This window comes from Rhizobium sp. 57MFTsu3.2, assembly GCF_012932765.1.
GTDB lineage: Bacteria > Pseudomonadota > Alphaproteobacteria > Rhizobiales > Rhizobiaceae > Rhizobium > Rhizobium altiplani.
This window is the reverse complement of record NZ_JDWI01000007.1, coordinates 36,143-59,843: the sequence shown is the minus strand read 5'-3', so window position 1 is coordinate 59,843 and position 23,701 is coordinate 36,143. Positions and strand designations below refer to the sequence as shown.

Annotated in this window: 25 protein-coding genes; 1 reads left to right on the top strand and 24 read right to left on the bottom strand. The window is 59.7% G+C overall.

What is annotated here, in order from left to right; genetic code table 11:
- The 11 genes from flgK to AF71_RS09955 form a co-directional block, all read right to left on the bottom strand.
- Positions 1-1,467, bottom strand: coding sequence for a flagellar hook-associated protein FlgK (gene flgK, locus AF71_RS10005; protein WP_169681195.1), 1,467 nt, complete (start codon positions 1,465-1,467; stop codon positions 1-3).
- A gap of 18 nt (positions 1,468-1,485) precedes the next feature.
- On the bottom strand, positions 1,486-2,787 hold the full coding sequence (locus AF71_RS10000; protein ID WP_018856803.1) for a flagellar hook protein FlgE: 1,302 nt from the start codon (positions 2,785-2,787) through the stop codon (positions 1,486-1,488).
- 129 nt (positions 2,788-2,916) lie between these two features.
- Positions 2,917-3,588 carry a winged helix-turn-helix domain-containing protein gene (locus AF71_RS09995; RefSeq protein WP_018856802.1) on the bottom strand — a complete coding sequence of 224 codons (672 nt, stop codon included), beginning with the start codon at positions 3,586-3,588 and terminating at the stop codon, positions 2,917-2,919.
- A gap of 283 nt (positions 3,589-3,871) precedes the next feature.
- A complete protein-coding gene (locus AF71_RS09990; protein WP_025659524.1) occupies positions 3,872-4,435 on the bottom strand; it encodes a lytic transglycosylase domain-containing protein in 564 nt (187 codons plus the stop codon).
- On the bottom strand, positions 4,377-5,771 hold the full coding sequence (locus AF71_RS09985) for a flagellar hook-length control protein FliK (RefSeq protein ID WP_169681193.1): 1,395 nt from the start codon (positions 5,769-5,771) through the stop codon (positions 4,377-4,379). The genes AF71_RS09990 and AF71_RS09985 overlap by 59 nt, the downstream gene beginning before the upstream one ends.
- Position 5,772: 1 nt before the next feature.
- Entirely contained in the window at positions 5,773-7,068 is a 1,296-nt protein-coding gene (motC, locus tag AF71_RS09980; RefSeq protein ID WP_169681191.1) for a chemotaxis protein MotC, read from the bottom strand.
- Positions 7,069-7,071: 3 nt separating this feature from the next.
- Positions 7,072-8,310 (bottom strand): MotB family protein, encoded by a 1,239-nt coding sequence (locus AF71_RS09975; RefSeq protein WP_169681189.1) that lies wholly within the window; start codon positions 8,308-8,310, stop codon positions 7,072-7,074.
- On the bottom strand, positions 8,307-8,942 hold the full coding sequence (locus AF71_RS09970) for a hypothetical protein (RefSeq protein WP_025659528.1): 636 nt from the start codon (positions 8,940-8,942) through the stop codon (positions 8,307-8,309). Before AF71_RS09970 ends, AF71_RS09975 begins: the two co-directional genes overlap by 4 nt.
- 167 nt (positions 8,943-9,109) lie before the next feature.
- A complete protein-coding gene (locus tag AF71_RS09965) occupies positions 9,110-10,075 on the bottom strand; it encodes a flagellin (protein ID WP_192240781.1) in 966 nt (321 codons plus the stop codon).
- 265 nt (positions 10,076-10,340) lie between these two features.
- Complete coding sequence (locus AF71_RS09960) at positions 10,341-11,249, bottom strand: flagellin (RefSeq protein ID WP_169681187.1); 909 nt, start codon at positions 11,247-11,249, stop codon at positions 10,341-10,343.
- A 230-nt stretch (positions 11,250-11,479) separates the two neighbouring features.
- A complete protein-coding gene (locus AF71_RS09955) occupies positions 11,480-12,370 on the bottom strand; it encodes a flagellin (RefSeq protein ID WP_169681185.1) in 891 nt (296 codons plus the stop codon).
- 350 nt (positions 12,371-12,720) lie between these two features.
- Here AF71_RS09955 and AF71_RS09950 point away from each other — a divergent pair, with 350 nt between their 5' ends.
- A complete protein-coding gene (locus AF71_RS09950) occupies positions 12,721-14,646 on the top strand; it encodes a glycosyltransferase family 41 protein (protein WP_112649598.1) in 1,926 nt (641 codons plus the stop codon).
- An 83-nt stretch (positions 14,647-14,729) separates the two neighbouring features.
- Here the strand turns inward: AF71_RS09950 and fliP are convergent, their stop codons facing one another.
- From fliP to flgF, 13 genes are all read right to left on the bottom strand, one after another.
- Complete coding sequence (gene fliP, locus AF71_RS09945) at positions 14,730-15,467, bottom strand: flagellar type III secretion system pore protein FliP (protein WP_018859682.1); 738 nt, start codon at positions 15,465-15,467, stop codon at positions 14,730-14,732.
- On the bottom strand, positions 15,464-15,976 hold the full coding sequence (locus AF71_RS09940) for a flagellar basal body-associated FliL family protein (protein ID WP_018859683.1): 513 nt from the start codon (positions 15,974-15,976) through the stop codon (positions 15,464-15,466). The genes fliP and AF71_RS09940 overlap by 4 nt, the downstream gene beginning before the upstream one ends.
- A 10-nt stretch (positions 15,977-15,986) precedes the next feature.
- On the bottom strand, positions 15,987-16,703 hold the full coding sequence (gene flgH, locus AF71_RS09935; protein ID WP_025660305.1) for a flagellar basal body L-ring protein FlgH: 717 nt from the start codon (positions 16,701-16,703) through the stop codon (positions 15,987-15,989).
- Complete coding sequence (locus AF71_RS09930) at positions 16,700-17,233, bottom strand: MotE family protein (RefSeq protein ID WP_018859685.1); 534 nt, start codon at positions 17,231-17,233, stop codon at positions 16,700-16,702. Before AF71_RS09930 ends, flgH begins: the two co-directional genes overlap by 4 nt.
- Positions 17,230-18,351 (bottom strand): flagellar basal body P-ring protein FlgI, encoded by a 1,122-nt coding sequence (locus tag AF71_RS09925; protein ID WP_018859686.1) that lies wholly within the window; start codon positions 18,349-18,351, stop codon positions 17,230-17,232. The genes AF71_RS09930 and AF71_RS09925 overlap by 4 nt, the downstream gene beginning before the upstream one ends.
- The gene (flgA, locus tag AF71_RS09920; RefSeq protein ID WP_025660307.1) at positions 18,348-18,833 is read right to left on the bottom strand and encodes a flagellar basal body P-ring formation chaperone FlgA; all 486 of its coding nucleotides are present in this window, start codon (positions 18,831-18,833) and stop codon (positions 18,348-18,350) included. The genes AF71_RS09925 and flgA overlap by 4 nt, the downstream gene beginning before the upstream one ends.
- Before the next feature lie 17 nt (positions 18,834-18,850).
- Positions 18,851-19,639: a flagellar basal-body rod protein FlgG gene (gene flgG / locus AF71_RS09915; protein ID WP_018859688.1), complete on the bottom strand. Its 789-nt coding sequence runs from the start codon at positions 19,637-19,639 to the stop codon at positions 18,851-18,853.
- 19 nt (positions 19,640-19,658) lie between these two features.
- Positions 19,659-19,985, bottom strand: coding sequence for a flagellar hook-basal body complex protein FliE (locus tag AF71_RS09910; RefSeq protein ID WP_018859689.1), 327 nt, complete (start codon positions 19,983-19,985; stop codon positions 19,659-19,661).
- A 2-nt stretch (positions 19,986-19,987) separates the two neighbouring features.
- Positions 19,988-20,404 (bottom strand): flagellar basal body rod protein FlgC, encoded by a 417-nt coding sequence (gene flgC / locus AF71_RS09905; RefSeq protein ID WP_018116161.1) that lies wholly within the window; start codon positions 20,402-20,404, stop codon positions 19,988-19,990.
- Positions 20,405-20,408: 4 nt separating this feature from the next.
- Positions 20,409-20,801: a flagellar basal body rod protein FlgB gene (gene flgB / locus AF71_RS09900; protein WP_018859690.1), complete on the bottom strand. Its 393-nt coding sequence runs from the start codon at positions 20,799-20,801 to the stop codon at positions 20,409-20,411.
- A 172-nt stretch (positions 20,802-20,973) separates the two neighbouring features.
- Complete coding sequence (locus AF71_RS09895) at positions 20,974-21,525, bottom strand: flagellar protein (RefSeq protein ID WP_169681183.1); 552 nt, start codon at positions 21,523-21,525, stop codon at positions 20,974-20,976.
- 11 nt (positions 21,526-21,536) lie between these two features.
- Positions 21,537-22,928: a flagellar protein export ATPase FliI gene (fliI, locus tag AF71_RS09890; RefSeq protein WP_169681181.1), complete on the bottom strand. Its 1,392-nt coding sequence runs from the start codon at positions 22,926-22,928 to the stop codon at positions 21,537-21,539.
- Positions 22,929-22,942: 14 nt separating this feature from the next.
- The gene (gene flgF / locus AF71_RS09885; protein WP_018859693.1) at positions 22,943-23,677 is read right to left on the bottom strand and encodes a flagellar basal-body rod protein FlgF; all 735 of its coding nucleotides are present in this window, start codon (positions 23,675-23,677) and stop codon (positions 22,943-22,945) included.
- Between the last annotated feature and the right edge of the window lie 24 nt (positions 23,678-23,701).

Here is a 23,701-nt window from a genome sequence, read left to right as displayed (position 1 = left end):
TTAACTCGCTATGTCTAGCAATGACTTCAACATTTCATCGACAGCGTTTAGGATCTTGGTGGCCGCCTTGTAGGACTGCTCGATGTCGAGGAGCAGGGTCAGTTCTTCGTCGAGATTGACGCCGGTCTCGTTGGAATAAGCTTCCGTCGAACGCGAGAGCGCCGCTGCCGTATTCTCGGACGCAGTCGTCGCATCGCTTCGATACTGCTCGAGCCATCCGATCGAATTGGAGGCGTAGTCCATGATGTTCACGTTGGACGAGATGCCGGCGGTCGACGAGAAGGTCTGGGCCGCGCCCATCGCCGTGTAGAGCGCATCGAGATTGTCGGAGAAACCGCTGCTGCCCGTCGGATTGAGATTCGTGAGGCCGGTGATCGTGCCGTCACGCAATTTCATCGGGTCGCCGCCCTGGTTGGTGATGACGGCGGCATTGACCGCAATCGTACCCGCGATGCCATCGATCACGCCTGTGGTCGTCGGTGTGCCGCCAGTTGCTCCGGTCGCCGTCTTCCAGACGAAAAGACCTGGCTGTGTCGTAGTGGGAGTGCCGCCGGTCTCCGAGAACATAGTCACGAGAGACTTTGCGATCTCATCGAGCTGCGACTGGAACGTCGTTGCGATGTCATCGCGCACTTGTAGCAGTGACTGCAGGCTTCCCTGCGCCGTCGTTGTCGACCCTTTGCCACTGCCGAGCAGCACGCCGTCGATGTAGACGCCGTTGCCCTTTGTCTGGGCGGTGTAAGTGTCCTGCGCGACGAAAGTAACCGTTCGCGGAATGGTGTCGAACACGACGGTTCCGTCCGTCGTATAGAGCGCCATGTCGCCGTTTTGACGGTCGACGGCGTTGACACCGACAATCGAAGAAATCTGCTTCAGCAGCTTGTCGCGATCGTCCAGCGCATCGGCAGGGTTACCACCGGTTGCCGTTTCGCTCTTGACGGCATCGTTCGCCGTCTTGAACTGCGCGAGCAGCGTATTGAGCGTCGAAACCTGCGTTGCAATTTCCTTGTCGGCGCCCAGGCGTACCGCCTGCACGGATTTCGTCGCGTTGTTCAGCGAATTGGCGACGTCCTGCGCAGCCGTGACTGCGCTTTGCGCGGCAATGGTGCTGCTTGGCGATGTGCGGAAAGCCTGCAGCTTTTCGCGGAACGTCGCCAGGTAGTTGGCCGGCGACGTCTCGTAGTCGTTGCCGCCCATGATCGATTTCAGGTCGGTCAGACCACCAAGCAGCGTCTGCTGGCCACTGTCTTGCGCACTCGCCTTCAGCCACTGACGCATTAGCGCGTCTTCTTGCGCGCGGCTGATCTTCACAACCTGCGCTCCATTCAGCGACGTGGTGATCATCGCCTGCCGGCGCACGTAGTCGCTGTTGCTGGAGTTCGAGATATTGTTCGACACCACACTGCTTTGAGTGCCGGTGTTGCTGAATATGCTCTGCGCGGTATTCAGTGCGGAAGTGAGCGACATGGCTTATCCGAACCCTACTTATCTCTTGAGGTTGACGAGGACGTCCATGATGTCGGACCCCGTCTGGAACACCTTGGAATTGGCAGTGTAGCTGCGCTGCGACTCGATCATTTCGGTCAGTTCGCCGGCGAGGTCGACGTTCGAGCTTTCAAGTGCTCCCGCCTGGATCGTGCCGAAACCGTTGGTCTGCGGGAAGCCGGTGACCGTCACGCCGGACTGGCCGTTTGCGCTATAAACGTTGCCGCTCATCAGCGTCATGTTGTCCGGGCTGGCGACGGTCGCTAGCGGAATGCGGTAGAGCGGCTTCGACGTGCCATCCGCATACTTGGCATATACCGTGCCGTCCTTATCGATCGTGACATCCTTGACCGGGCTGGCGGCCTGGCCGTTCGGCGTGCCGCTACCTGCAAAATCAGCGGCGAGCTGCGTGAAACCGCTGAGGTCCATGGCGATCGAACCGGTGGTGACGGGATCGGCGATGGTGAGGGCGCCAGTGCTGACCATCTTGCCGTTGGCATCGAACGTCAAATTTGTCGAGCCAACGAGAGCCGGACCCGGCGTCGAAGTGTACGGAAATGATGAGGTTCCACCTGTTGCCGCATCGTCATGACGGAAGACTGCAACCTCCCACGTGCTCGCAACACCCGGAGCTGCCGGCGGGGGCGTCGTCACGGCCGTCTTGGTGAAGTAGAAATCGTACTGAACCGTGTTGCCGAGCTTGTCGTAACCAACCATCGACATCTGCTTCGTGTCAGCTGTGATCGGCGCCGTGTTGGAAGACGGAAGGTTGCCAGTTGCGACGTTGGCATTGGAGTTCAAGTTGCCGGTAAAGGTACCGGTCGTCGAAGCGATGGCCGTCAAGCCGGACTGGTTGACGTTGATCGGCACGAGTCCCGAGAAACCGTTGACGACGACGGCCGGCGCGCCAGCGTCGTAAGAATAACCCATCAGCTTGAAGCCGGCGGAATTGACCAGGTTGCCTTCGGGGTCTTTGGTGAAATCGCCGGCGCGGGTCAGAACCGGAACGCCGTCCGGGCTCTGAACGATGAAGAAGCCGTCGCCCGAGATCGCCAGGTCGTAGCCTGATGTCGTGTAGGAGATGTCGCCCTGTTCCGAAACCGACTGGCGAACGGATGTCTGGACGCCGCCCGAATTATAGTTACCCGAGGTCGATGGCAGGACCAGCGACGAGAAAGCGGTCGAAACGGACTTGTAGCCCGTCGTGTTTGCGTTCGCGATGTTATCGGCGACGGTGCTGAGGCGGTTTGCCTGGGCGTTCATGCCGGACACGGCCGTCTTCATGCTGCCAAAAATGCTCATCTGAAAACCTCGATTCCCCTAGTAGGCTTGAGAGTATTTGGTGGGCCTTGCGTGAGGCTGTCTGGCGTTGAACCAATGTCGCGAGAATGCAGCGACCAGGTTCAGGCAACGCGGCCCGTTCTGAAAAAATCAGTTCCAGTCAATGCAATAGCCAAGGAAGCGCTTCGAATCGACCGGATCGAAGCCCAGCTTCTTCCGGAGCTTCTTGCGCAGCTTGGAAATATGGCTTTCAACCACGTTTTCTTCGACTTCGTCGTCGAAAATCCCGTAGATCGCGTTGAAGATCTGCGTCTTGGTGACACGACGACCGCGGTTTGCAATCAAGTACTCAAGGATGCGACGCTCGCGACGGGGGAGCGCAAAAACCTCACCGTGAATTTCCGGATCGCGGCCGTCGGAGAACACGCGGATCGCACCGATATCCGTGTGGCTGGAAATCGCTTTCAGTCTGCGCCGAATGGCGGCAGCTCTAGCCAGGATCTCGCGGGGATGCACAGGCTTGCGCACGACGTCATCGACGCCACAATCAAAAAGTGCAAGGGTGTTTTCCAGCGACGGCTGATCGCTGACTGCGATAACCGGCGCCATGGTACGGTCACGGATCGCGCGCGGCAGCTCGAAAGTCTGCTGCCCCTGCCCGATCAGGAACGCCTCGACGGCCGCGACATCAGCGTCCGCCGCCGTCTGAACCCATTCGCCAAATTCACGTGGATCAAACCCTGTGGAAGGAATGCCTTCCCGCCCAAAAAGTGAAGTGTAACCATCTTTCACGAGCTCACGCTCATCAACCACTACGATCATTCGTCCGCCTCCGAATCACTTGTGGTACCTCGATGCTCTATGGGTACGAATCGCGCGATTCCGGGACAAGCTGTAGGAACTTACTGGCAGGAATTAATAGTTGATTAAGAATTGAGGCGCGATTTGATCTAGATGTAGTAGCGGTCCGAAATTATGCACACAAAAATTTCGTGGAAAAGTTAACAAGGTCTAAAATGTGACTTGCCTTGCCATATTGAGACAGATTCTCGCCACAATATGACACATTTCTGTTTTGTTCTGTTTTCTGCTAGTTTTGATTGAATCAATTTTGGCAGAAGGTGCTCGCATTGCGAGTCCATTTGCCGTAGCCGGTGGCGACCAGATTGGCGATGACCCGGCAGACATATTGCTTCTGGGCAGGGTCATTGTTGGGACCGGCGTGATAGCGGGCCACTGCCATCGTCCAGGTTTCGTGTCGGTCGTGGAGATTGCGCAGGAACCTTGCCGCGTATTCCACATTGCGGCGGGGGTCGAACATCTCTTCCGCGGACCGGAAATTCTCACCATGGTAGTATTGGTTGATCTGCATGCAGCCGATGTCGATGAGCTTCGCGCCCGATCGGCGCGCCACATCGACCTGCCTCAGAGCATCCTGCTCGGAGGGCGGAAAGAAGGCTTTGCCTTCGATGTTCAGCGCGTAAGGGTAGAGGGATCCCTTGCGCCCGGTTTCGGTCAGACCCACGGAATAGAGTATGCCTTCCGGAATACCGTATTTCAGTGCGGCGGCTTGAATCTCCACCTCGCAGGCGCTGTTCGACGCTTCAGCGCTAGAGGTAGACGTCGCCAGTGCGACTACTGCCAGCGGCGCCAGAAGAAGTGCTTTCAACACCGCTTTCGCCCGAGCCATTGAAGCCTCCGCCAGTTCGCTGTCCTGAGTGATTTTGGCGCTCACGCGCCTCCCCGCCTTGGCCTTGCTGGGCAAACGCCTGGCCCTGTGCGGTCGCTTGGTTGCCCGTGTCCGAACGGTCGACTGGCGCCATGCTGATCGTCACGTTGTCGATCGCGAAGCCCTGGCTGCGCAATGCCTCGATGATCTTCCCGTGGTCTTCCTTGAGCTGCCGGTAGGCAGCTGGTGTCTCGACCTTCAAATCGACGTTGAGCGCGTCGCCTTGCAGCCGCATCGTCGCCGTGACGAGACCGAGTTCGATCGGATTCATCTGGATCTTGAGTGTATTCACCACCTTGCCGGTGCTCGTCCACTCAGCGGCGTTCGACAGCGAAGAACTCGCCTGCATGGCGTGCGCCCATTCCTGATCACCGGATATGGCGGCCGTCACGGCGGAAGAATTGGTGTTCTGCGCAAGGCCGATGTAGCGGCGCGAATCCAGAACAGAGACGCTCTCGATGTTAGCCTTGCCGCCGGACTCGGCGGCATCCGTGTCAACGCCAAGATGCATGTCCATGGACTGACCACGGCCATCGGCACGGGTCAGCCGGAATGTCGTCGCGTCGATACCGCCTTCGGCCTCAGTGCCGGGTAACTGGACGTCCGCGGTTGTATCGACGCCGGTCAGACCTGCGTCAACAGACATCTCATCCTTGGCCTTGACGCTGGCAACGGACTTTTCTTTCGGTTCTGTCGATACCTTGCCTTCCGGCTTCGCGCCTGCCATCGCCGCGAACGCTGCAGCCGCAGTTCCGTCCGTCGGGACTTGCTTGAGTAAGCTCAGGACATCAGACAGCGCGCTATCGTCCGGGGCGACCTTCTGGTCGTCGGCACCGTCGGCCTTCGTCTCCTTGGCGCCCTTTCGAACCGTTACAGCGTCATCATCCAGCCTATCCGAAAGATCCTGCAAATCGGCTTCATCAGCGTGCTTGCCCTTAGGCTTGCCGTTATGTTCCGTCGTCTTCGTTTCTTTGTCCGCCGAACCAGACGCTTTCTCTTTCATCTGCGCCTGCGCAGCGAGAGATGTGCTGCCGAGATCGATCAATGGCTGAGTGCTTGGGCGTCGCGGCGCAGTGGATGTACTGCCATCGGTGCCGTCGCCTGCCTGCTGGCCGGCCGTGGACTGTTCGGCGGAGTCATGCTTTCCGCCGCTTGCCTTGTTCAGGGCATCGGAGAACCCGCCTGCATCCGCATCGCCACCGCTGCCCGTCTGGCGGCCAATGCCAGAGGCAGCCCCTGCTCCGGATGCTCCCCCCAAAACACTGATGTCCATCATCTCAATTACTCTCTTTGCTCAAGAGGCCGTCGATCTCATCCAACTGCGATCGGCTTGACGTCACGAATGCGTTGAATGACGGGTCGGCGTCCTGCTGTCCCCCAACATCGGACGGCGGCCCCCCCGCCGCTTCTCCCACAACGGGACCTGGAACTGGGTTTGGTACCTCCCCCTGATCCGCTTCAGCCTGTTCAGAAGTAATTTCTTGGCCATTAGATTTAGGGGTCGTCGCTTGCGTCAAGCTTGCCGGTTCAGGCGGACGAAGCACTTGTTCCGCAATAGCTTTTGCCGCGGCTCTTAGGGCCTGGTCGCGCGGCGACAACTCCTGCTCGGGGATGGATTCGATGTTCTTCGTGGCCGCATCGATCTTGTCGGTCGGGATCGCCGCCATGCCGCCGTAGAAATCCGCCAGCGCTCCAAAGGCGTTATCAGAATCGCCTGCAAGCGTCTGGGCGCGCGCCGCGGCCATCCGTGCGAGATCGCCCTTGCCGGCGATCGCCGCCGCGCGGGCGATACGGAGGTAGACCTCGCGCTGCCTGGCCTCGTCCATGAAGGAGAGGATGTTAACAACGTCGTCCGGCTTCACCTCATGATCGTGATTGACCAGCAGGCTGACAAAAAGATCCGCGAACTGGCTGGCATATGGCGAATGCAGGAAACGACGCACGTAGCGCTGCGAGTAGTCGAGACCCTTATCCACCATCCCTGCTTCGACGCAGATAGACACGGAGCGGCGTAGCGCCGCCTCCTCGACGATCGTACCCGGCGCATAGAGGCGAGCCTGATCATACAGCTTCAGCGCTTCCACTGGACTCTTGGCAATGGTGACGTTGCCGCCCACCAGCGCCAGATAGGGACCGATTTTCTTGTCCTTGTATTCGTTTGCGGTCTCGACAAGGCTCTTTGCAACAAGCAGGCCTTTGCCGCTCAGATATTTCCGCAGGACGTCGCTGACCCGGTTGTCGAAGTGACCGTTCACGTCGCGCGCGACGAGATATTCGAGGGTCTCCGGATTACCACCGCTCATCGCGTAGATTAGAGCCGCATCGACATTACGCTCATCATCGAAAACCGATGGATCGATCGTGCGTAGACGCTGATCGATCGTCCCGAGCATGAAACGCTGCATCTCGGCAGCCGAGTGATCCCCGAGCACGACGGAATCCTGCACGAACTGCAGCGACCGGAGCATCTTGTAAGGGACAATGTCCTCCTGATCTTCCGCGTGCACGCCGGTAGCAGGGCTCACCGCAAGCCCCAAAAGCAAAAGCAGAAGACGTTGGTGGTGACGGACCATGGATTATCCCTGATCCGCCTGCAGCAATATCTCGATGCGCCGGTTGGCAGCATTGAACGGATCGGCCGGCTCCTTCAGCATGCGATCGGCAAAGCCCGAAACCTGCGAGACGCGTTTTTCGTCGATTCCGCCCCGAACGACCATGTAGTAGGCCGCCTGGGCACGATCCATGGACAAGCGCCAGTTCTCGTTTTCACCCTTGTATTGACGGCCGTCCGTATGACCGCGGATGGCGACTGCGCCCGGCTTGCTCTTCAGGATCTCACCGATCTTTTCCATTGCGAGCACCATTTCCTTGCGCGGAACGGCCGACCCGATATTGAACATGGAATCGTCGCTCTGATCGGAGATGCTGACCAAGAGGCCGCCTTCCGACGCCGTAACCGTGAGGCCTTCGGCGAGCTTGCCGGCCACGCCGCTGATCTGCTGCGCGATTTCCTTTTGCAGGTCCTCGGCCTTCTTCTGCTGAACGGCTTTTTGCGCCTCGGCTTGCGGCTTGTCCTCTGCTGTCGCTGCGGCTTGTGCCTCCTGACTCTCGCCGGCGTCCGCCGCTTTCGTCAGATCCGCCGGGTTCCCGGATTCGGCCTTCGCAACTTCCGTGGCGTCCGCTGCTTCATCAGCAGGAACATCTTTCGAAGCCGGCTGCCTTTTGTTGGCATGGGTAACTTCGACCTGCTTCGTCCAGAAGTCGGGATCGAACGGGTCACGATAAGCCTGGCCACCGTCGGCTCCGGTTGCAGGACCGGAGTCGCTCGCGCCGCCCTCACCCTTGGCGCTGACGTTTGCCTGCTGGCCGACCTCCTGCGCAATTTCTGCCAGGACCGAATAGGGATTCTCGAAGAAGTCGGCTTCGGAGTAGTTCGTTTGGTCGCCGGATGTCGAGGTCTGGTCGTCGCCGTTTGCCGCCGCCGCGCCCTCGTTGGGCTTGTCCTCCTTTTCCTTCGACTTCTCCTGATTCTGATCGCCATCCGCCTGATCGACAGGCTTCTTCAGGCCTTTTTGCGTGGGCTTCTCGTCGGAGAGCTTGATCGGATTGAAATAGGTCGCGACGGAGGCCTTGGTTTCCTCGTTCGCGGCGTTGACCAGCCACATGACGAGAAAGAACGCCATCATGGCCGTCATGAAGTCGGCGTAGGCGATCTTCCAGGCGCCGCCATGCGCCCCATCGTGATCGCCGCCGCCATGCCGCTTGACGATGATGATCTCGTTCTTGCCGTGATGGTGGTTTTCGCTCTCACTCATTCCAGAACTTTCTTCAAGCTCGTCGCCCAGGCCGACATGCGCGTCACAAGGACGGCGTCGCCAAATTCGACAGTCAGGTCGACATCGCCGGTTTCAAGGTGGCGCAGAAGACCTGCCTTTTCGCCAAGAGTACCCTTCAACACATCGAACAGCCGGGCAGGTCCCTTGACGGTCACGGTGCCGACATCGCCTTCCAATACCGCCTCGCGAAGAATGCCGGCGAGATCGACGGCAGCCTTCTGCGACAGGACATCGGTCATTACGGGGGCCAGCGCCCTTGCGACAGTCGCGCTGACAAGCTCGGCAATCGCGCTCGCCATGGCATCAAGCCGGGAGGCGACCAGCGCCGCAGTCTCAACCTCGTAGCGGTCGCGAAGCTCTTCGACCTCGCGCTGGTGAACAAAGGCGACCGTTTGCGCTTCCAGTTCATACTTCTCCGTCAACACGGCGGTCGCTTCCGCATAGCCCTCGGCGTGAGCATTGTGGCGCTCTGCTTCGAGATCGACGACAGGCTCTGAGGCAAGATCGGCAAAGCCGCCAAAGTCGTTCGCGAAATCGTCCGCATCCACGACGGGAGCGGCGACGGCCGGTTCTCCAAAATCCTTGAGATACCGAGAAAGCAGCGCGCTCACCGAATCCACCCTCTCGCTGCAGAAGACTGCGACATGCCGCGCCCCATCATGAACTGACAACTCATCAGGCACGGTTTCCGCACTGCGCCTTTGTATCGAAACTAGGCAATCAAACTTGCGCGAGGATGAAGGGTGAGGCCCAACAAGCTCACCCGCGCCTCACCTCACTATTGCAGCAGTAGCAGTACTTTGCTGGCGGCTGTGTTCAGGATCGAGATCGTCTGAATGCCCATCTGCTGTTGCGCAAGCAACGCCTTCTGAAGGGTCGCCGTTTCGTCCATGTCGGTGTCAACGAGTGCGCCGACACCTTTGTCGATCAAGTCAGACATGTCCGCGGTGTAGGCAACGCGATCGCCGATACGCGCGCTCATCGTGCCGAGGCCAGCCGCGGTCTCCGTCAGTGTCGACAACAGGGAATCGACCACTGCGATCATATCGTCCACCTGTGCGGACGTCGTATTGCTATCGAGCTTTATTTCCGTTCCGGTCGCCGGCGTCGTCGAGCCGGCGCTAAGCAGATAATAGTTGCGTGCCGTCGCAGTGCCGTCGGAATTCAGGGTGTTCGCATCTACCGTTTTCGTGAGCAGTCCGCGATTGGCGTCCGTCATATCGATCATGACGGTCTGGTCCGCCGGAAAATCGATGGTTTGCATCTGGTATTCACCACTCGCGCCGCGCACGAAACCGCCGATCACGGATCGCGAGGTCGGAAGCGTGGCATCTCGGTTAAGAAGCCAGTTCTCGCCGGCGATGCTGGTCGACTGAACCGTCGTCTGCAGTTGTCCCTTCAACTCGCTGAGGCTGGTATTAAGCTTCGTCTTGTCGACGCCGGCTTCCTTCGCCGTCAGCAGCGTCTTGCGGATCTCGCCCAACTGGTCAATCAGGCTGTCCATCGAGGTATAGGCAGTATCGACCTTCGATGCGCCGACGCCGAGCGCGTCGTGAATGTTCTGCAGCGAATTGCTGTCCGAGCGCATGACGCTTGCAAAGGACCAATAGGTTGCGTCGTCCGCAGCCGTTTCGACGCGGTAACCCGACGAAACCTGCTGCTGAACCGTTGCGGCGTCCTTGTTGATGATGCGCAGCGCCGCGAGGGCGTTCACCTGTGCCGAGCTGGTAATTTTGTATGTCATTTTCTGGCTCTGAATAGGGAAACGGGACAGGCCGGCGAGCGGCAGCGACTGAGCTGGCGTCATGCCCCCGACTGGATCCTCCAGGCCGGTTTGTCGCTAAAACAAATCAACTGTTAAGCGAAGGTAACCAAGGCTCCGGACCGGCGCAAGGGCTACGGCGTCGGTGCCGCAAGCCTCGCGCAACCTTGATTATCGCTTCAAAAACAAAGATAAAGCCGCATCTCGCGACGCGGCTTTCGGTCTCACTTCGTGGCTGGCGGCGTTCTTAGCCCTTGAACAGCGTGAGGACGTTCTGTGCGCTGTTGTTGGCGATTGACAGCGACTGGATCGCCAGTTGCTGCTGCGTCTGCAGCGCGGTCAGCTTGCTCGATTCCTCTTCCATGTCAGCGTCAACGAGGCGTCCGACGCCCGAGTCGATCGAGTCGCTGAGGTTCGAAACGAAGCTTTCCTGAAGATCGATACGGGTGGAGATCGAACCGAGCTGCGAACCCGCCTTCGTCAGCGCGCTGAGGCCGTTTTCCACGGTGGTCAATGCCAGGTTAATATCGCTGTCGCTGAAGCTCGTGATGTCCATGCTGAAGATCGAGCCAACGCTGCCCGAGGAGGTTCCGATGATACCAGTCGCAGTGTCGATTGCTCCGGTTGTCGTCATGCCAAACAGAACGTTGCCGCTGGTCGAGTCATCGAGGAAATATTCTGTCGTCTGGACGGACACCTGTCCATTCGCGTCGCGGACGAACGAGGAGACCACGCTTTTCGTTGTATTGCCTGCAACCCAGTTTTCACCGGAGAAGGAAGCAGATTGCGCAACACTCAGCAACTGTTGCTGCAGCTGCGCGATTTCGTCCTGAACCTTGGTCTTGTCGACGCCCTTTTCCGTTGCGGCTACGATCTTGGCCTTGATCTCGCTGACGATATCGATGGCGCTATCCATGGCGGAATATGCGGTATCGACCTTCGCCGCGCCGAGGCCAAGCGCGTCGGAGACGGCCGACAGCGCCTTGTTGTCCGAGCGCATCGTCGTCGCAATAGACCAATAGGCAGCGTTGTCCTTGGCTTCCGCGACGCGGTAGCCTGACGAAACACGGCTCTGCGTTTCTTCCAGGCTGCCATTGATGCCGCGGAGGGTCTGGAGGGCGGACATTGCCGCGACGTTCGTCAAAATGCTGGTCATGAAATTATTGGTCCTTGGCTGGCAAATATTGAAAAGGACACTCCGGTCCGCCACCGGGAACGGCAATCAGCTTCATGCCCGCTAACCGCTTCTTAAGCTTGGTTAACATACCGTTTCGTTGACGGCAGAAAACATGAGTTTGGTTAACGCCGAGTTAACAAACATAAAAAAGCCACGCTCGGGGGAGCGCGGCTTCGATCGGTTTGAAGCGCCCGCGGGCGCTCCTGCTATTAGCTGCGGAACAGCGAGAGGATGTTCTGCGAAGAGGAGTTCGCGATCGACAGCGACTGGATCGCCAGCTGCTGCTGGGTCTGCAGGGCGCTGAGCTTGGAGGACTCTTCTTCCATGTCGGCGTCNACCAGGCGGCCGATACCGGAGTCGATCGAGTCGCTGAGCGAAGACACGAAGTCCGACTGGATGTCGACGCGAGTCTGGAGCGAACCGAGCTGCGAACCGAGNGTGGTCATGTTCTTCAGCGTGGTTTCGACGTCCGTCAGCAGGTTGTCGATNNCGNCNTGGGTCGTGNTNNTNCCGATCGTGAAGCCGTAGACCGACTGGCCGGAGCTTGCGCCGGTCCCACCAAGAATNCCGCCGGTGGTCGTGCCGTTGAACAGGGTGTTGGCCGTGCCGAGCACATAGTCGGTGGTCTTGATCGAGACCGTGCCGCCGGTGCCGCGGACGAAGGAGGAAACGACGNTGACGGTACCGCCGGNGTTGTTGACCCAGTTTTCGCCGTTGAACGAAGCGGATTGGGCAACGCTGTAGAGCTGTGCCTGCANCTGGGTGATTTCGTCCTGAAGNTTGGTCTTGTCGACACCAGCTTCGCTGGCTGCAACGAGCTTTGCCTTGATCTCGCCGACGANNTCGATGGCGCTGTCGACAGCCGTNTANGCNGTGTCGAGCTTGGCGGCGCCCATGCCGAGGGCGTCGGAAACAGCCGAAAGGGCCTTGTTGTCCGACTTCATCGTCGTGGCGATCGACCAGTAGGCAGCGTTGTCGGCAGCCTTGCCGACGCGCAGGCCAGACGAAACGGCGTTCTGCGTGTTATTCAAGCCCTTGTTGACGTTGCGCAGCGTCTGGAGTGCCGCCATGGCGGAGTTGTTGGTGTTAATGCTTGTCATAAGTCTGTCCCCAAAAACAAAATACAAAAGGAGGACATACCGGACTTCTATACCGGCGATGACGGACCAGCTTCATGCCACTCGGTGCCGTTTCTCTTGAGCAACCAAACCCGTCATGTCGGGAACAATTTTGCAGCCATTCATTGCCAACTCATTAAAACGGCTGATGAAACGGCGTCAGGTCCACGATGTGGTTAACGGTGTCCAAACACCCATAGGCGCCCGACCCAGCGGAACACGTCGGCTTCAAGCAAGCTTGGTGTGTCTAGATAGAGCAAAACTAGGCGCAATATGGCCTGCGCGCGCGTGGCCTTGGCGCTCGTCGACAAAATTCCGAATGGGGTGGGCTCTTGAATACCAATATTTCGTTTGCAGCGGCTTCGAAAGACTACCAAAAGGGACAGTATCTCAAGTCGCTTGAAGCGCTGAACCAAATCATCAACACGCAGAAGGATGTAAAAACGTACGTCCTGCTTGCCAAGAACCTGCTGAAACTCGGCTTCAAATCGGAGGCGGCAAGTGCCTATGCGTTGGCGGGCGAACTCGACAGCAACAAGGAGTCGCTTTACACGCGCGAAGCCGCGCTTCTGTATTTTGCTTGCGGCGACGAGGAGCAGGCCCTGCTTTACGCACTTCGTCTCATGTCTCTCGCTAGGTCCGACGTCGACCTTGCCAGCGTGCTTGTTAACATTCATCTGAAGCAGGGCCGAAAAGATCTCGTTAGTCCCTACCGCGACGTCATTTCCAAGAGCAGCAACCCGGACCATGCGCGCCTCGCCGTGCGAATGGTCGGCGACGACATTCTGGATGCGACCAACGAGACGCTTATCCGCAATCTCTTCAAGAAGTTTCCGGAGATCATATCGCTCCGGCTGCTCCTGCTCGTTTTCGCGCGCGAGGTGTGCGATTTCGATTTGGTCGCAAGGGAGTTTCAGTCCGTGCAGCGAATGCTCGAAAAGGGCGACCTGGGCTTCCTGGAACGCGACAACCCTTTCTACAACCTCCATTGGTGTGGCAACGAGGCGCTCAATGCGCGCGCCTCCCACACTCCTTCGCTTCCCCTGAAGGAGGCAGCCGCGCGGCGCAAAGCCGTTCCCCATTCATGGGGAGACAAAATTCGGATCGGTTATCTCTCCTCGGACTTTTGGGTTGGGCATGCGACCATGAAGTTGCTGCGCCGCGTCCTCGAGCTGCATGACCGAGACAAGTTCGAGGTGACGCTCTTCTGCCATACCGCGGAGAAACACCTGGAACATGAGGCCAGCACTGTCGATCGCTCACAGTGGGGCGAAGTATGCATCGTCCGGGACATGACCGATGAAGAAGCCGCACAAGCCATTCGTGAGCGGCAGATCGACATCCTGATTGATCTCAAGGGGCACACACTCGGCGGACGGTCCAGAATACTAAACTATGGCGGGGCGCCAATACAGGCGACATGGCTTGGCTTCCCGGGCACGGTAACGGACATCGATCTTGACTACTCGATCGGCGATCGCTTCGTGCTGCCCGAGGGCAGTGAAGCGCACTATTACGAGAAGTTGGTGCGCATGCCGGACAGCTATCAGCCCAATGATCCCGCCAACCGTCCGAAGCCGAGGCCAACAACACGCGCTGAGGTCGGTTTGCCGGAGGATGCATTCGTCTTTGCCTCGTTCAATGCAAACCGCAAGATCAACGCGGACATACTCGACGTCTGGTGCAACATTCTCAAGCGCACGCCGAACAGCGTACTTTGGCTTATGCTTTCGTCACCGCGTACCGAGGCCAACTTGCGGAACTATATGAACAGGAGGGGGATCGATTCGAAGCGAGTGATCTTCTGCCCCCGCGTATCCTACGAAGAGCACATCGATCGCCAGCAGATGGCGGACCTCGGTATCGACACCTTCCCGGTCAACGGCCACACAACCACTTCCGAACAGCTCTGGGGTGGCCTGCCAGTCCTGACGGTCAAGGGCACCAATTTCGCTTCCCGCGTCACCGAGAGTCTGCTCAACGCAATCGGCTTGCCGGAACTCGTCGCCGCCGACATCAAGGCCTACGAGGACATGGCCGTCGAGCTCGCGAGCAGCCCGGAGCGCATTGCCGACTACAAGCAGCGCATTCGCCAGAACGCCTGCATCATGCCGCTGTTCGATGCGGAACGCTTCACGCTCCACCTCGAGAAGTCCTACGAGGTCATGGTGGAGCGCGCCAAGATGGGACTGGACCCTGACCACATCGACGTTCCGGCCCTGCCGCCGCGCACGGAGCCATTCTTCAGCTTCGACTAGATGGAAGCCCCACACAACAAAAAGCCCGCCGGTGAACGCCAGCGGGCCTTTTGTTGTGTGGAGTGTGAAGCCGCGAAACCTCGTCAGTGGAACGAGCGGACCAGACTTCCGACCAACAGGTTCCAGCCGTCGATGAGCACGAAGAAGAGAATCTTGAATGGCAGCGAGATCGAGGTCGGCGGCAGCATCATCATGCCCATTGCCATGGTGATGGTGGCGACGATCAGATCGATGACCAGGAAAGGAAGGACGACGAGAAAGCCTATCTCGAAGCCGCGGCGGATTTCCGAAATCATGAAAGCCGGAATGAGGACGCGGTAGTCGATCTTCTCGCCGGTCTCGACAGTTTGGCCACGCTCGCGCGCCAGATCCACGAAAAGCGCCAGATCCTTGTCGCGGGTGTTGTTCGCCATGAATCCCCGGAAGGGCTCGGCGATACGCGCCACCGCCTGCTGCTCGTCGAGCTGGTTCGACAGGAGCGGCTGGACGCCGGTCTGCCATGCCTGATCGAACGTGGGCTGCATGACGTAGAAAGTCATGAACAACGCGAGCGACAGGAGGATCATGTTGGAGGGCGTGGAAGACAGGCCCATTCCCGATCGCAGGATCGAGAATGCAATGATGAAGCGCGGGAAGCTCGTCACCATGATCAGGATGCCCGGAGCGACCGAAAGAACGGTCAACAGGCCGAATGTTCTGATGATCCATGCCGCAACCGAACCGTCGACCGGCAAGTTCAAAAGGTTTGATGGGAGCTGCTGCGCATGGGCCAGCTCCGGTGCCGCCATCATGGCAGCGAATAACAATATGAATCGAATCATTCGACGACGAAGGTCCTGAACATGACCTTCGATACGCGCCCTTGCGCGCGAAGGTCAACACGCTCCTGGATGTCATCCTTAAGATATTCGAAGCCTCGCGGTCCCTCGATCTGCTGCAGCGAAACCGTACGGACATAGGCGAGGATGTCCTGATGGACATCCTCGGCGACCTTGACGTCCGGCGGGCCGTTAAAGAGCAGCGCGACTTCCAGGCGAACTAGGCTTTCTGAGGGATAGGCAAGGTTCGTGGTGATGGGCTCGAGTTGAACGATGTTGTTGGCTTCCGTCGAAATGCGAGGCAGGCCCGCCTCGCCTTCCTTTTTCTGCGCGGCCTCGTCCTTGGCTGCCTTGGCCTGTTCCGCCTGCTCGGCGCCTTTGATGCTGGGCGCGACCATGTCACCGACCACCCAGCCGCCGCCGGCGCCGAGCAGCGTCAGGACCGCAAGCCCGACGATCGTCATTATTGTGGCCTTTTTCGACTGGCCCCCAGCGGTTTCTGTCTCTGCCATGATGTGTGCCTCAGAGCGGCGAGAAGAGATCGACGGCCTGCTGGCCGCGCGGCGGCTGCTGTACTTCCATCAGGCGGCCGCGACCGCCGTAGGAGATGCGCGCTTCAGCAATCTTCTCGTAGGAAATCTGGTTGTCGGAGTTCACGTCCTGCGGGCGCACGATACCGGCAACGTTGAGAATGCGGATCTCCTGGTTGACGCGAACCTCCTGAGAACCGCTGATCACGAGGTTGCCGTTCTCGAGGATACCGGTGACGACGGCGGCGACCATGAGCTTCAGCGTCTCGGACCGGTCGATCTTGCCCTTGCCGTCGGTACTGGTATCCGAACCGTAGGTCACATCGGTCTTCGACTGAGGATTCCAACCCATGACGTTGGCGTTCACATCCCAGTTCAGGCCGCTCGAGTTGGTCCGGCTGCGGCTGGTGTCGTTCTCGAACTTCGCCTTGTCGTTGATCTGGATATCGACGGTCAGGATGTCGCCGACATTCAGCGCGCGCGCATCCTTGAAGAGGGCGGCCTGCGAGTCGCTCCAGAGAGAATAGCCCTGCGCGACCTGGCGCGGCTGCTTCGGATAAAGCGCCATCTGCGGCGTCTGGCCATAAGCAAGGCCGCTGCCGATCGGGCTCATGGCTGGGGCGCGACCGATCTCATTGACAGCCTGCGGCGATGCGCAGCCTGCAAGAAGGGCGACGGCGGCGATCGCGACCGGGAAACGCATGTTCATGAGGGGTCCTTCGACGTATTGGGATCGGACGCGCTGGCGATGATATTGGCGATGACCGCGGCCTTCTGCGGATCCATCTCATTGAGGATCAAGCTCGACTGGGTCGCGTTCAGCCGCATGATGACGGCGGCCGCCACTTCGATCTTCACCTCTTGCAGCTGTGATGCGGCTGCGTCCGGTTTCATTTTCTTATAGATATCGGTGAGGCCCGCTTCGGCCTGCTTGAGGAAATCATCACGGCGCTTCAGCCAGTCCTGATATTCCTCTTTGCGCTTGCTCATTTCCGCAATGCGGGAATCGACGTCGGCGCGAAGCTTCTCGAGTTCCTGCTTCTGCAGCAGATAGCGCTGGTCGCGCGCGGGATCGGCAATGTTCGTGCAGAACTGCTTGATCTCCTCCTGCGATGTCATTTCACCCCTCGGCGACGGCTGTTCCTGTGCGAAGGCGCCGGGAATGGACAACGCCACGACGGCCATCGCAGGCAGTGCAAGCCGCTGAAGCAAGTCTGACAAGGCCATATTCTTCATCATTGCAGGACGAGCTCCGCTTGCAGCGCGCCGGCTGATTTGATGCCCTGGAGGATGGCAATGATGCCATCCGGCTTGACGCCGATATTGTTGAGACCCGCCACGAGCGTCCTGAGATCAGGCCCATCCAGCAGAGCAACCTTGCCGCCCGTCTTCTGCGCAGCGATGTCGGTCTGCGGCTGCACGGCGGTCACACCGCGCGAGAACGGCTCTGGCTGAATGATCTGCGGTGTCTCGGTTACCTGGACAGTGAGAGTACCATAGCTGACGGCAACCGGCGACACGCGCACGTCCGCGCCGATGACGATCGTTCCCGTTCGCTCGTTCACCACGACCTTGGCCGGCGTGTCAGTCTCGACGATAAGATTCTCCAGATCGGCCATCAGGCGCGTCAGATCCGCCGTTCTCGGCTTCTGGACGATGACCTCCTGCGCGTCCTTGGCTTCTGCTACCGGGCCGCCGAAGCGAGTGGAAGCATAGCCATTGACGACATCGGCAATGCGGATCGCCGTCGAGAAGTCCGGGTTGCGCAGTTGCAGGACGAGATTGACGGAATCCTTGAAGCGCGAGGGCAGTTCACGTTCGATGATGGCGCCGCCCGGCACCCGTCCAGCGGTCGTCACACCCTCGGTTACCGTCGCGGCCTGGCCCTGGGCGGTGAAACCCGAGACCACGACCGAGCCCTGCGCGACAGCGTAAATCTGGCCGTCGGCGCCCGACAGCGACGTCATGATCAGTGTGCCGCCGCGCAGCGAAGTCGCGTCGCCAAGCGAACTGACGTTCACGTCGATGCGGCTGCCGGGACTGGCATAGGGTGGCAGATTTGCTGTCACCATGACAGCTGCGGTGTTCTTCGCGTTGGACTGGGTGCCCTGCGTGGAGATGCCGAGGTTCTGCAGCATGGCGCGCATCGACTGCTCGGTAAACGGGGAAGCGCGGAAACCGTCGCCGGTGCCCTGAAGACCGACGACCAGACCGTAGCCAATCAGCTGGTTGTCGCGTCCGGCCTGCAGGGAGGCAATGTCCTTGATGCGCGAGTTCATCGCCGCAGCGGGCGTGACGGCCAGGACATTCGGAGACAGAAACGCGAGGGCTACGAATAGGCGAAAAAACATCTTCATTTTGCGGCCACGTGTATGGTGCCGTCTGCGAGCACGGTGCCGCTGACAATCACGCCGGAATCCATGTTGCGAACGCGGATGAGCTGCCCCGTCATACCATCCTCGAGCGGCGAGCCGGCCGCCGAGATCGTCATCGCGCCGAGCGTGAAGATAAGACGGGTCGAGGAGCCGCGCGTCACGGTATAGGGCTCTCGCAGCGCCGAGACGGAGATCGTGCGCCCCGGCAGGAGCGTGCGCTTCGAAATCATCCCTTCGACCTGGCGGATCGACTTTGCATAGTCGCCCTTGAGGTTGGGGTTGGTCACTTCCACTTCCTGGAGCTGGGCGCCGGAAACGGTTTCGCCGGGGTAGATGGTCGTCGTCGGAACGACGGCATATCCCATGCCGGCAGCGGCTGCTGCCTGCGGCATGGCAAATGCGGTGATCGCAACGGCGGCGGCTGCCGCCCATCCGAGGATACCTTTGACCCGGCAAAACATCATGTTTCGGCCCTTCCCGATTACTTCAGGTTCTTGCTGACGATGGAGGCCATTTCGTCGGCGGTGGTGATGACCTTGGAGTTCATTTCATAGGCGCGCTGCGCCGATATCAGTTCGGTGATTTCCTTCACCGGGTCGACGTTCGACGATTCGAGGTAGCCCTGCTTCATGTAGCCGAAGCCTTCTTCGTCGGGCGTGCCGACCACGGGATCGCCCGACGCAGGTGTCTGCTGAAAGAGGTTGTCGCCGAGAGGCTGAAGGCCGGCCTCGTTGACGAAGTCGGCGATCTGCAGCTGGCCGAGCACGGTCGGATCGGTGTCGCCCGGCAGCTTCGCCGAAACTTCGCCCGAGCGGCTGATGGTCACTTGCGTCGAACCCTGCGGGATCGTGATATTAGGCGCTACCAGGTAACCGTCGGTGGTGACGATCTGGCCAGTCTCGTTTTTATTGAACGCGCCAGCGCGCGTGTAGAGCGTCGTGCCATCGGGCGCCTGGATCTGGAAGAAGCCGCGACCAATAAGCGCTACGTCGAGGTCGTTGCCGGTCTGCGAAAGCTCGCCCTGGATGTGCAGGTTGCGGACGGCGGCCGTCTGGACGCCGAGACCGATGTTCGCACCTTCAGGTACGATCGCCTGGTTCGCGCGGTTCGAAACGCCCTTGGCGCGCTCGGTCTGATACAACAGGTCCGTGAATTCAGCGCGAGCGCGCTTGAAGCCGGTCGTGTTGATGTTCGCGATGTTGTTGGCGATGACTTCAAGATTGGTCTGCTGGGCATCCATACCCGTCGCAGCAATGGCAAGCGCTCTCATGGCTTCGTCCTCAAATCAATTACATCTGCATGCGGGTAACGTCGAGAAAGGCCGAAACGACCTTGTCGCGAATGGCGATCGCAGTCTGAAGGGTCTGCTGTGCCTGCATGACGGCATCGACGACTTCACGCGTCGTCGCGGTGCCCTTGATGCCGGCAAAGGACATGCTTTCTGCATTCTTGAGGGTATTGACGGCGCCCGTCGCAACATTGGTGAGAACCGCGCCAAAGCCGCCGTCGTTTGCAGCACTTTCTGCCGCCGATGAAGCTGTGGAGCGGTCCTTCTCGATGGCGGCAAGGCCGCGGGTCATCGACAGGGAGCTGACGCTATTGACGTTGTTGATCATGATTATTGGCTCTTCAGAAGGTCGATTGTCGACGAAATCAGGTCGCGGGATTGCTTGATGGTCTGCAGGTTGGCGTCATACGAACGGTTTGCTTCGCGCATGTCGGCCATCTCGACCAGCATGTTGACGTTCGGGAGCTTGACGATGCCCTTCTCGTCCGCAGCCGGATTGGAGGGGTCGAATTCAGTGATGAACTTCGATTCGTCGACACCGAACTTCTTGACGTTGACGGTCGTGACGCCATTGGCGCGATCGACCGCTTCGCCGAAGGTGATGGTCTTGCGACGGTAGGGATCGGCACCGGGCGTGTCGCCGGTCGAGCGTGCGTTGGCGATGTTTTCGGACACGATGCGAAGGCGCGTCGATTGCGCTTCAAGCCCGGATCCCGCGATTTTGAGTGCTGCTGACAAAGGATCCATGATCTTAGCTCTTCACTGTCATCAGCATCAGTCGATTGAACGAGCTTACGAGCGACGTGTTCAGATCGTACTGACGCTTGATTTCACCGGACTTCGTGAGTTCCTCGGCGAGACCGACCGTGTTGCCGGACTCCTGCACGCCGATCTCCTGGTCAAGGGCCGCGTCCTTGACGTCGATGTCGCTTTTCGTGCCGAGATCGTTGCCGGTCAGGTGCGCAGCATTCGTGCGCGCCATAGTAATGTCCGACCGGTCGAGGGTGGCCTGGAAAGGCGTGATGTCTTTGGCGCGATATTTCGGCGTATTCGCGTTCGCGATGTTGCCGGCCACAACCTCCTGACGGATCGTCAGCCATTCGGCCTGCCGCGACGCCAAGTCGAAAAGTTGAATCGGTTGCATGGGAACTCTCCGTTTTTACTGGGGCGAACCTAGGACGGTAATCTTGCGTCAGACTTACGGAGAATGCGGTCCGACATTCCGTGGCTGCCGGGCGCGCACTCCCATAACGGGACGAAGGCTCCGACCGTATCCGGTGGAGCCTTCGACTGATGCGCTTGAGAGCGGTGCACGCTCAATTATGCTGATAGACATCGCCCTTGGAGGTGATGATGACCCATTTGCCATCATGTTCCTCCAGCGTCGCCAACCGGCTTTCGTCCGGCAGAATGGATCCCACCTGAACGACGTACATGCCTGAGGTATCTTCGATCAAGGCACGGCCGTTTGCCACGTGAAGGAGGCGAAAGCCGGATTTACCGGGGAACGGCTGATCCTCGGCCGGCGGACCCTTATCGTCTTCCTTGCCAATGTTGGAGACCGTCGCGGTCGTCAGCGGATCGACGGGGATCTCGGGCTTCTTGTCGTATCGGTTCTTGTTGGCCATCGCGAGGGGCGAAACGCTGAAGACGTTTCGTGCCGGCCAGTCGGGAAGGTCGCGTGTCCGGTCGCCCTGCGCGACATTGATGCCGAACTTGTCCTCGTTAAAGAAGACGTACCACGGAAAGAAGGCGGACGCCGCCGCCAGGGTAAGGCCGGTAATTGTCAGGGCGCGGTCGAGAAAGACGGTTTTGCGCCGCAGGGGCTTCAGCGGGGCGATCTTCTCATCGTCATCGAAATCTGTCACGTCGCGCCTCTCTACCTGCGGATACTCGGCTGGCCGCCGATGCCGGCCGCGGCTTTCAGGGCGCCGGCCAGATCGGCAAAGGCATCCCTCGAATCGCTATCGCCGGGCGACTGTTTCAAAACATCGTAAATAATCGGTACCTGCCTGACCGCCATATCGAGATCAGGATCGGCGCCCGGGCGATAGCCGCCGATCAGGCGCAGGTCGCGTGTTTCCTCGAAGCGGTGGATGAGCGTCTTCAGGCGAGACACCAGCTTCTCCTGATCCGGGGTCCAGGCCTTGCGCGCCAAACGCGAGATCGAGGCCAGCGGATCGATCGGTGGGTAACGCCCTTCCTCCGCCAGACTACGCTGCAGGACGATGTGGCCGTCCAGAATGCCGCGCGTCGAGTCGGCGATCGGGTCGTTGTGGTTGTCACCATCGACGAGGATGGAAATGATCGCGGTGATCGTTCCGGTCCCCTCCGGTCCGGGTCCGGCACGCTCCAGCAGGCGCGGCAGCTCGGTGAAGACCGAGGCGGGATAGCCACGGGCGATCGGCGGTTCACCCGACGCAGTCGCGACCTCGCGGATCGCGTGGGCAAATCGGGTAACGCTGTCGACGATCAAGAGCACGTTGTCGCCCTGATCGCGGAAATGCTCGGCGATGGTGACCGCTGTCAGCGGCGCCATCTTGCGCAGCATCGGGCTCTCGTCACTCGTCGCGACGACGGCGATCGCCTTCTTCATGTTGTCGCCAAGCGTGTCCTCGATGAATTCGCGCACTTCGCGGCCACGTTCACCCACAAGCGCGATGACGACCTTGTCGAAAGCATCCGCACGGGCCAGCATGGACAGCAGCGTCGACTTACCGACGCCCGAGCCTGCGAAAATGCCGAGGCGCTGGCCGAGGCAGAGCGGCGAGAAAATGTCGATAGCGCGAACGCCCGTCTTGAAGCCTGTCTCCACGCGCTTCCGCGTCATGGACGGCGGCGCCGTGTTCGAAATGGAGCGGCGGCCGAGCCCCTCGACAATGGGACCGAGGCCATCGATCGGCTCGCACAGCGCGTTGATGGTGCGCCCGCACCAGCTGTCCGCCGGAGAGATGCGGAATGCACCCTTGCGGATGACCGTATCATGGATGCCGATCGGCTCGCCCGGCTCGATCGGGCAGACATAGGTCAGTTCAGGCTCGACGCGAACCACTTCGCCGAGGTGGATGCCGGTCGGCGACTTGTGGGCGACGAATTCTCCGAGCCGCACATGGCGCGACAGGCCGGTCACGGTGTAGTGGCCGGCCGCGATCGTCTGGACGTGACCGCCGGGGGCGACCAGGAATTCGGGGCTCGAATAGCGCGACACGAGCCCCGCGAGATGCGTGAGCTTCGGCGAAAGGTCGGATTCGGTGAGCGGCGTATTGCTCATGCTTCAGGCCCCGTTCAGCGGCTGCCGCCGAGCGTCTTGATCGCCTCGCTGAACGAAGTCTCGCTGTCCTTCGAGAGCGACGTCATACTCTCGAAGGCGCGATTGACTTCGATCAGCTGCGTAATTTCGCGCATCGCGTTGACGTTGGAATTTTCGAGATAGCCCTGCCGGACACCGACATTGAAACGATCGGTGACGGCGCGTGGCTGCTCGGTCGTCATGATGCCGCTATTCTCGTAGCGCAGATAGCCCTTGCTGATATCGGCCTCGAAGAGACCCAGCGAACCGACCTGCTTGCCGTCCTGGTAGATCAATCCGTCAGAGCCGACCTTCGGTTCGCCAGCAGCCGTGTTGAGCGTCACCGGCGCACCGCCGGCGTCGAGAACAGGGTAACCTCGAACGGAAACGAGCTCGCCGTTTTCCTTCATCGTGAAGCGGCCATCCTTGGTCAGAACTTTGCCGGCCGGCGTGTCGACCGAGAACCAGGCATCCCCCTTGATCGCGAAGTCGAGCATGTTTCCGGTGTGCTCGAACTCGCCAGTATCGCCGGAGAGATAGTCGTTGCCCTGGGACACATAGGCGATCTTCGCATTGATCTTGTTGCCGGTCTCGCCGAGCATCTCGTCGAATTTCACCTCCGTCCCGCGGAAGCCCGTCGTGTTCACGTTCGCCATGTTGTCGGCGATGGTGGTGAGGCGACGTTCGAGTGCGATCTGCGACGACAAAGAAACATAAAGACCGGATTGCATCCCGATAGACTCCTGCATTGGCGA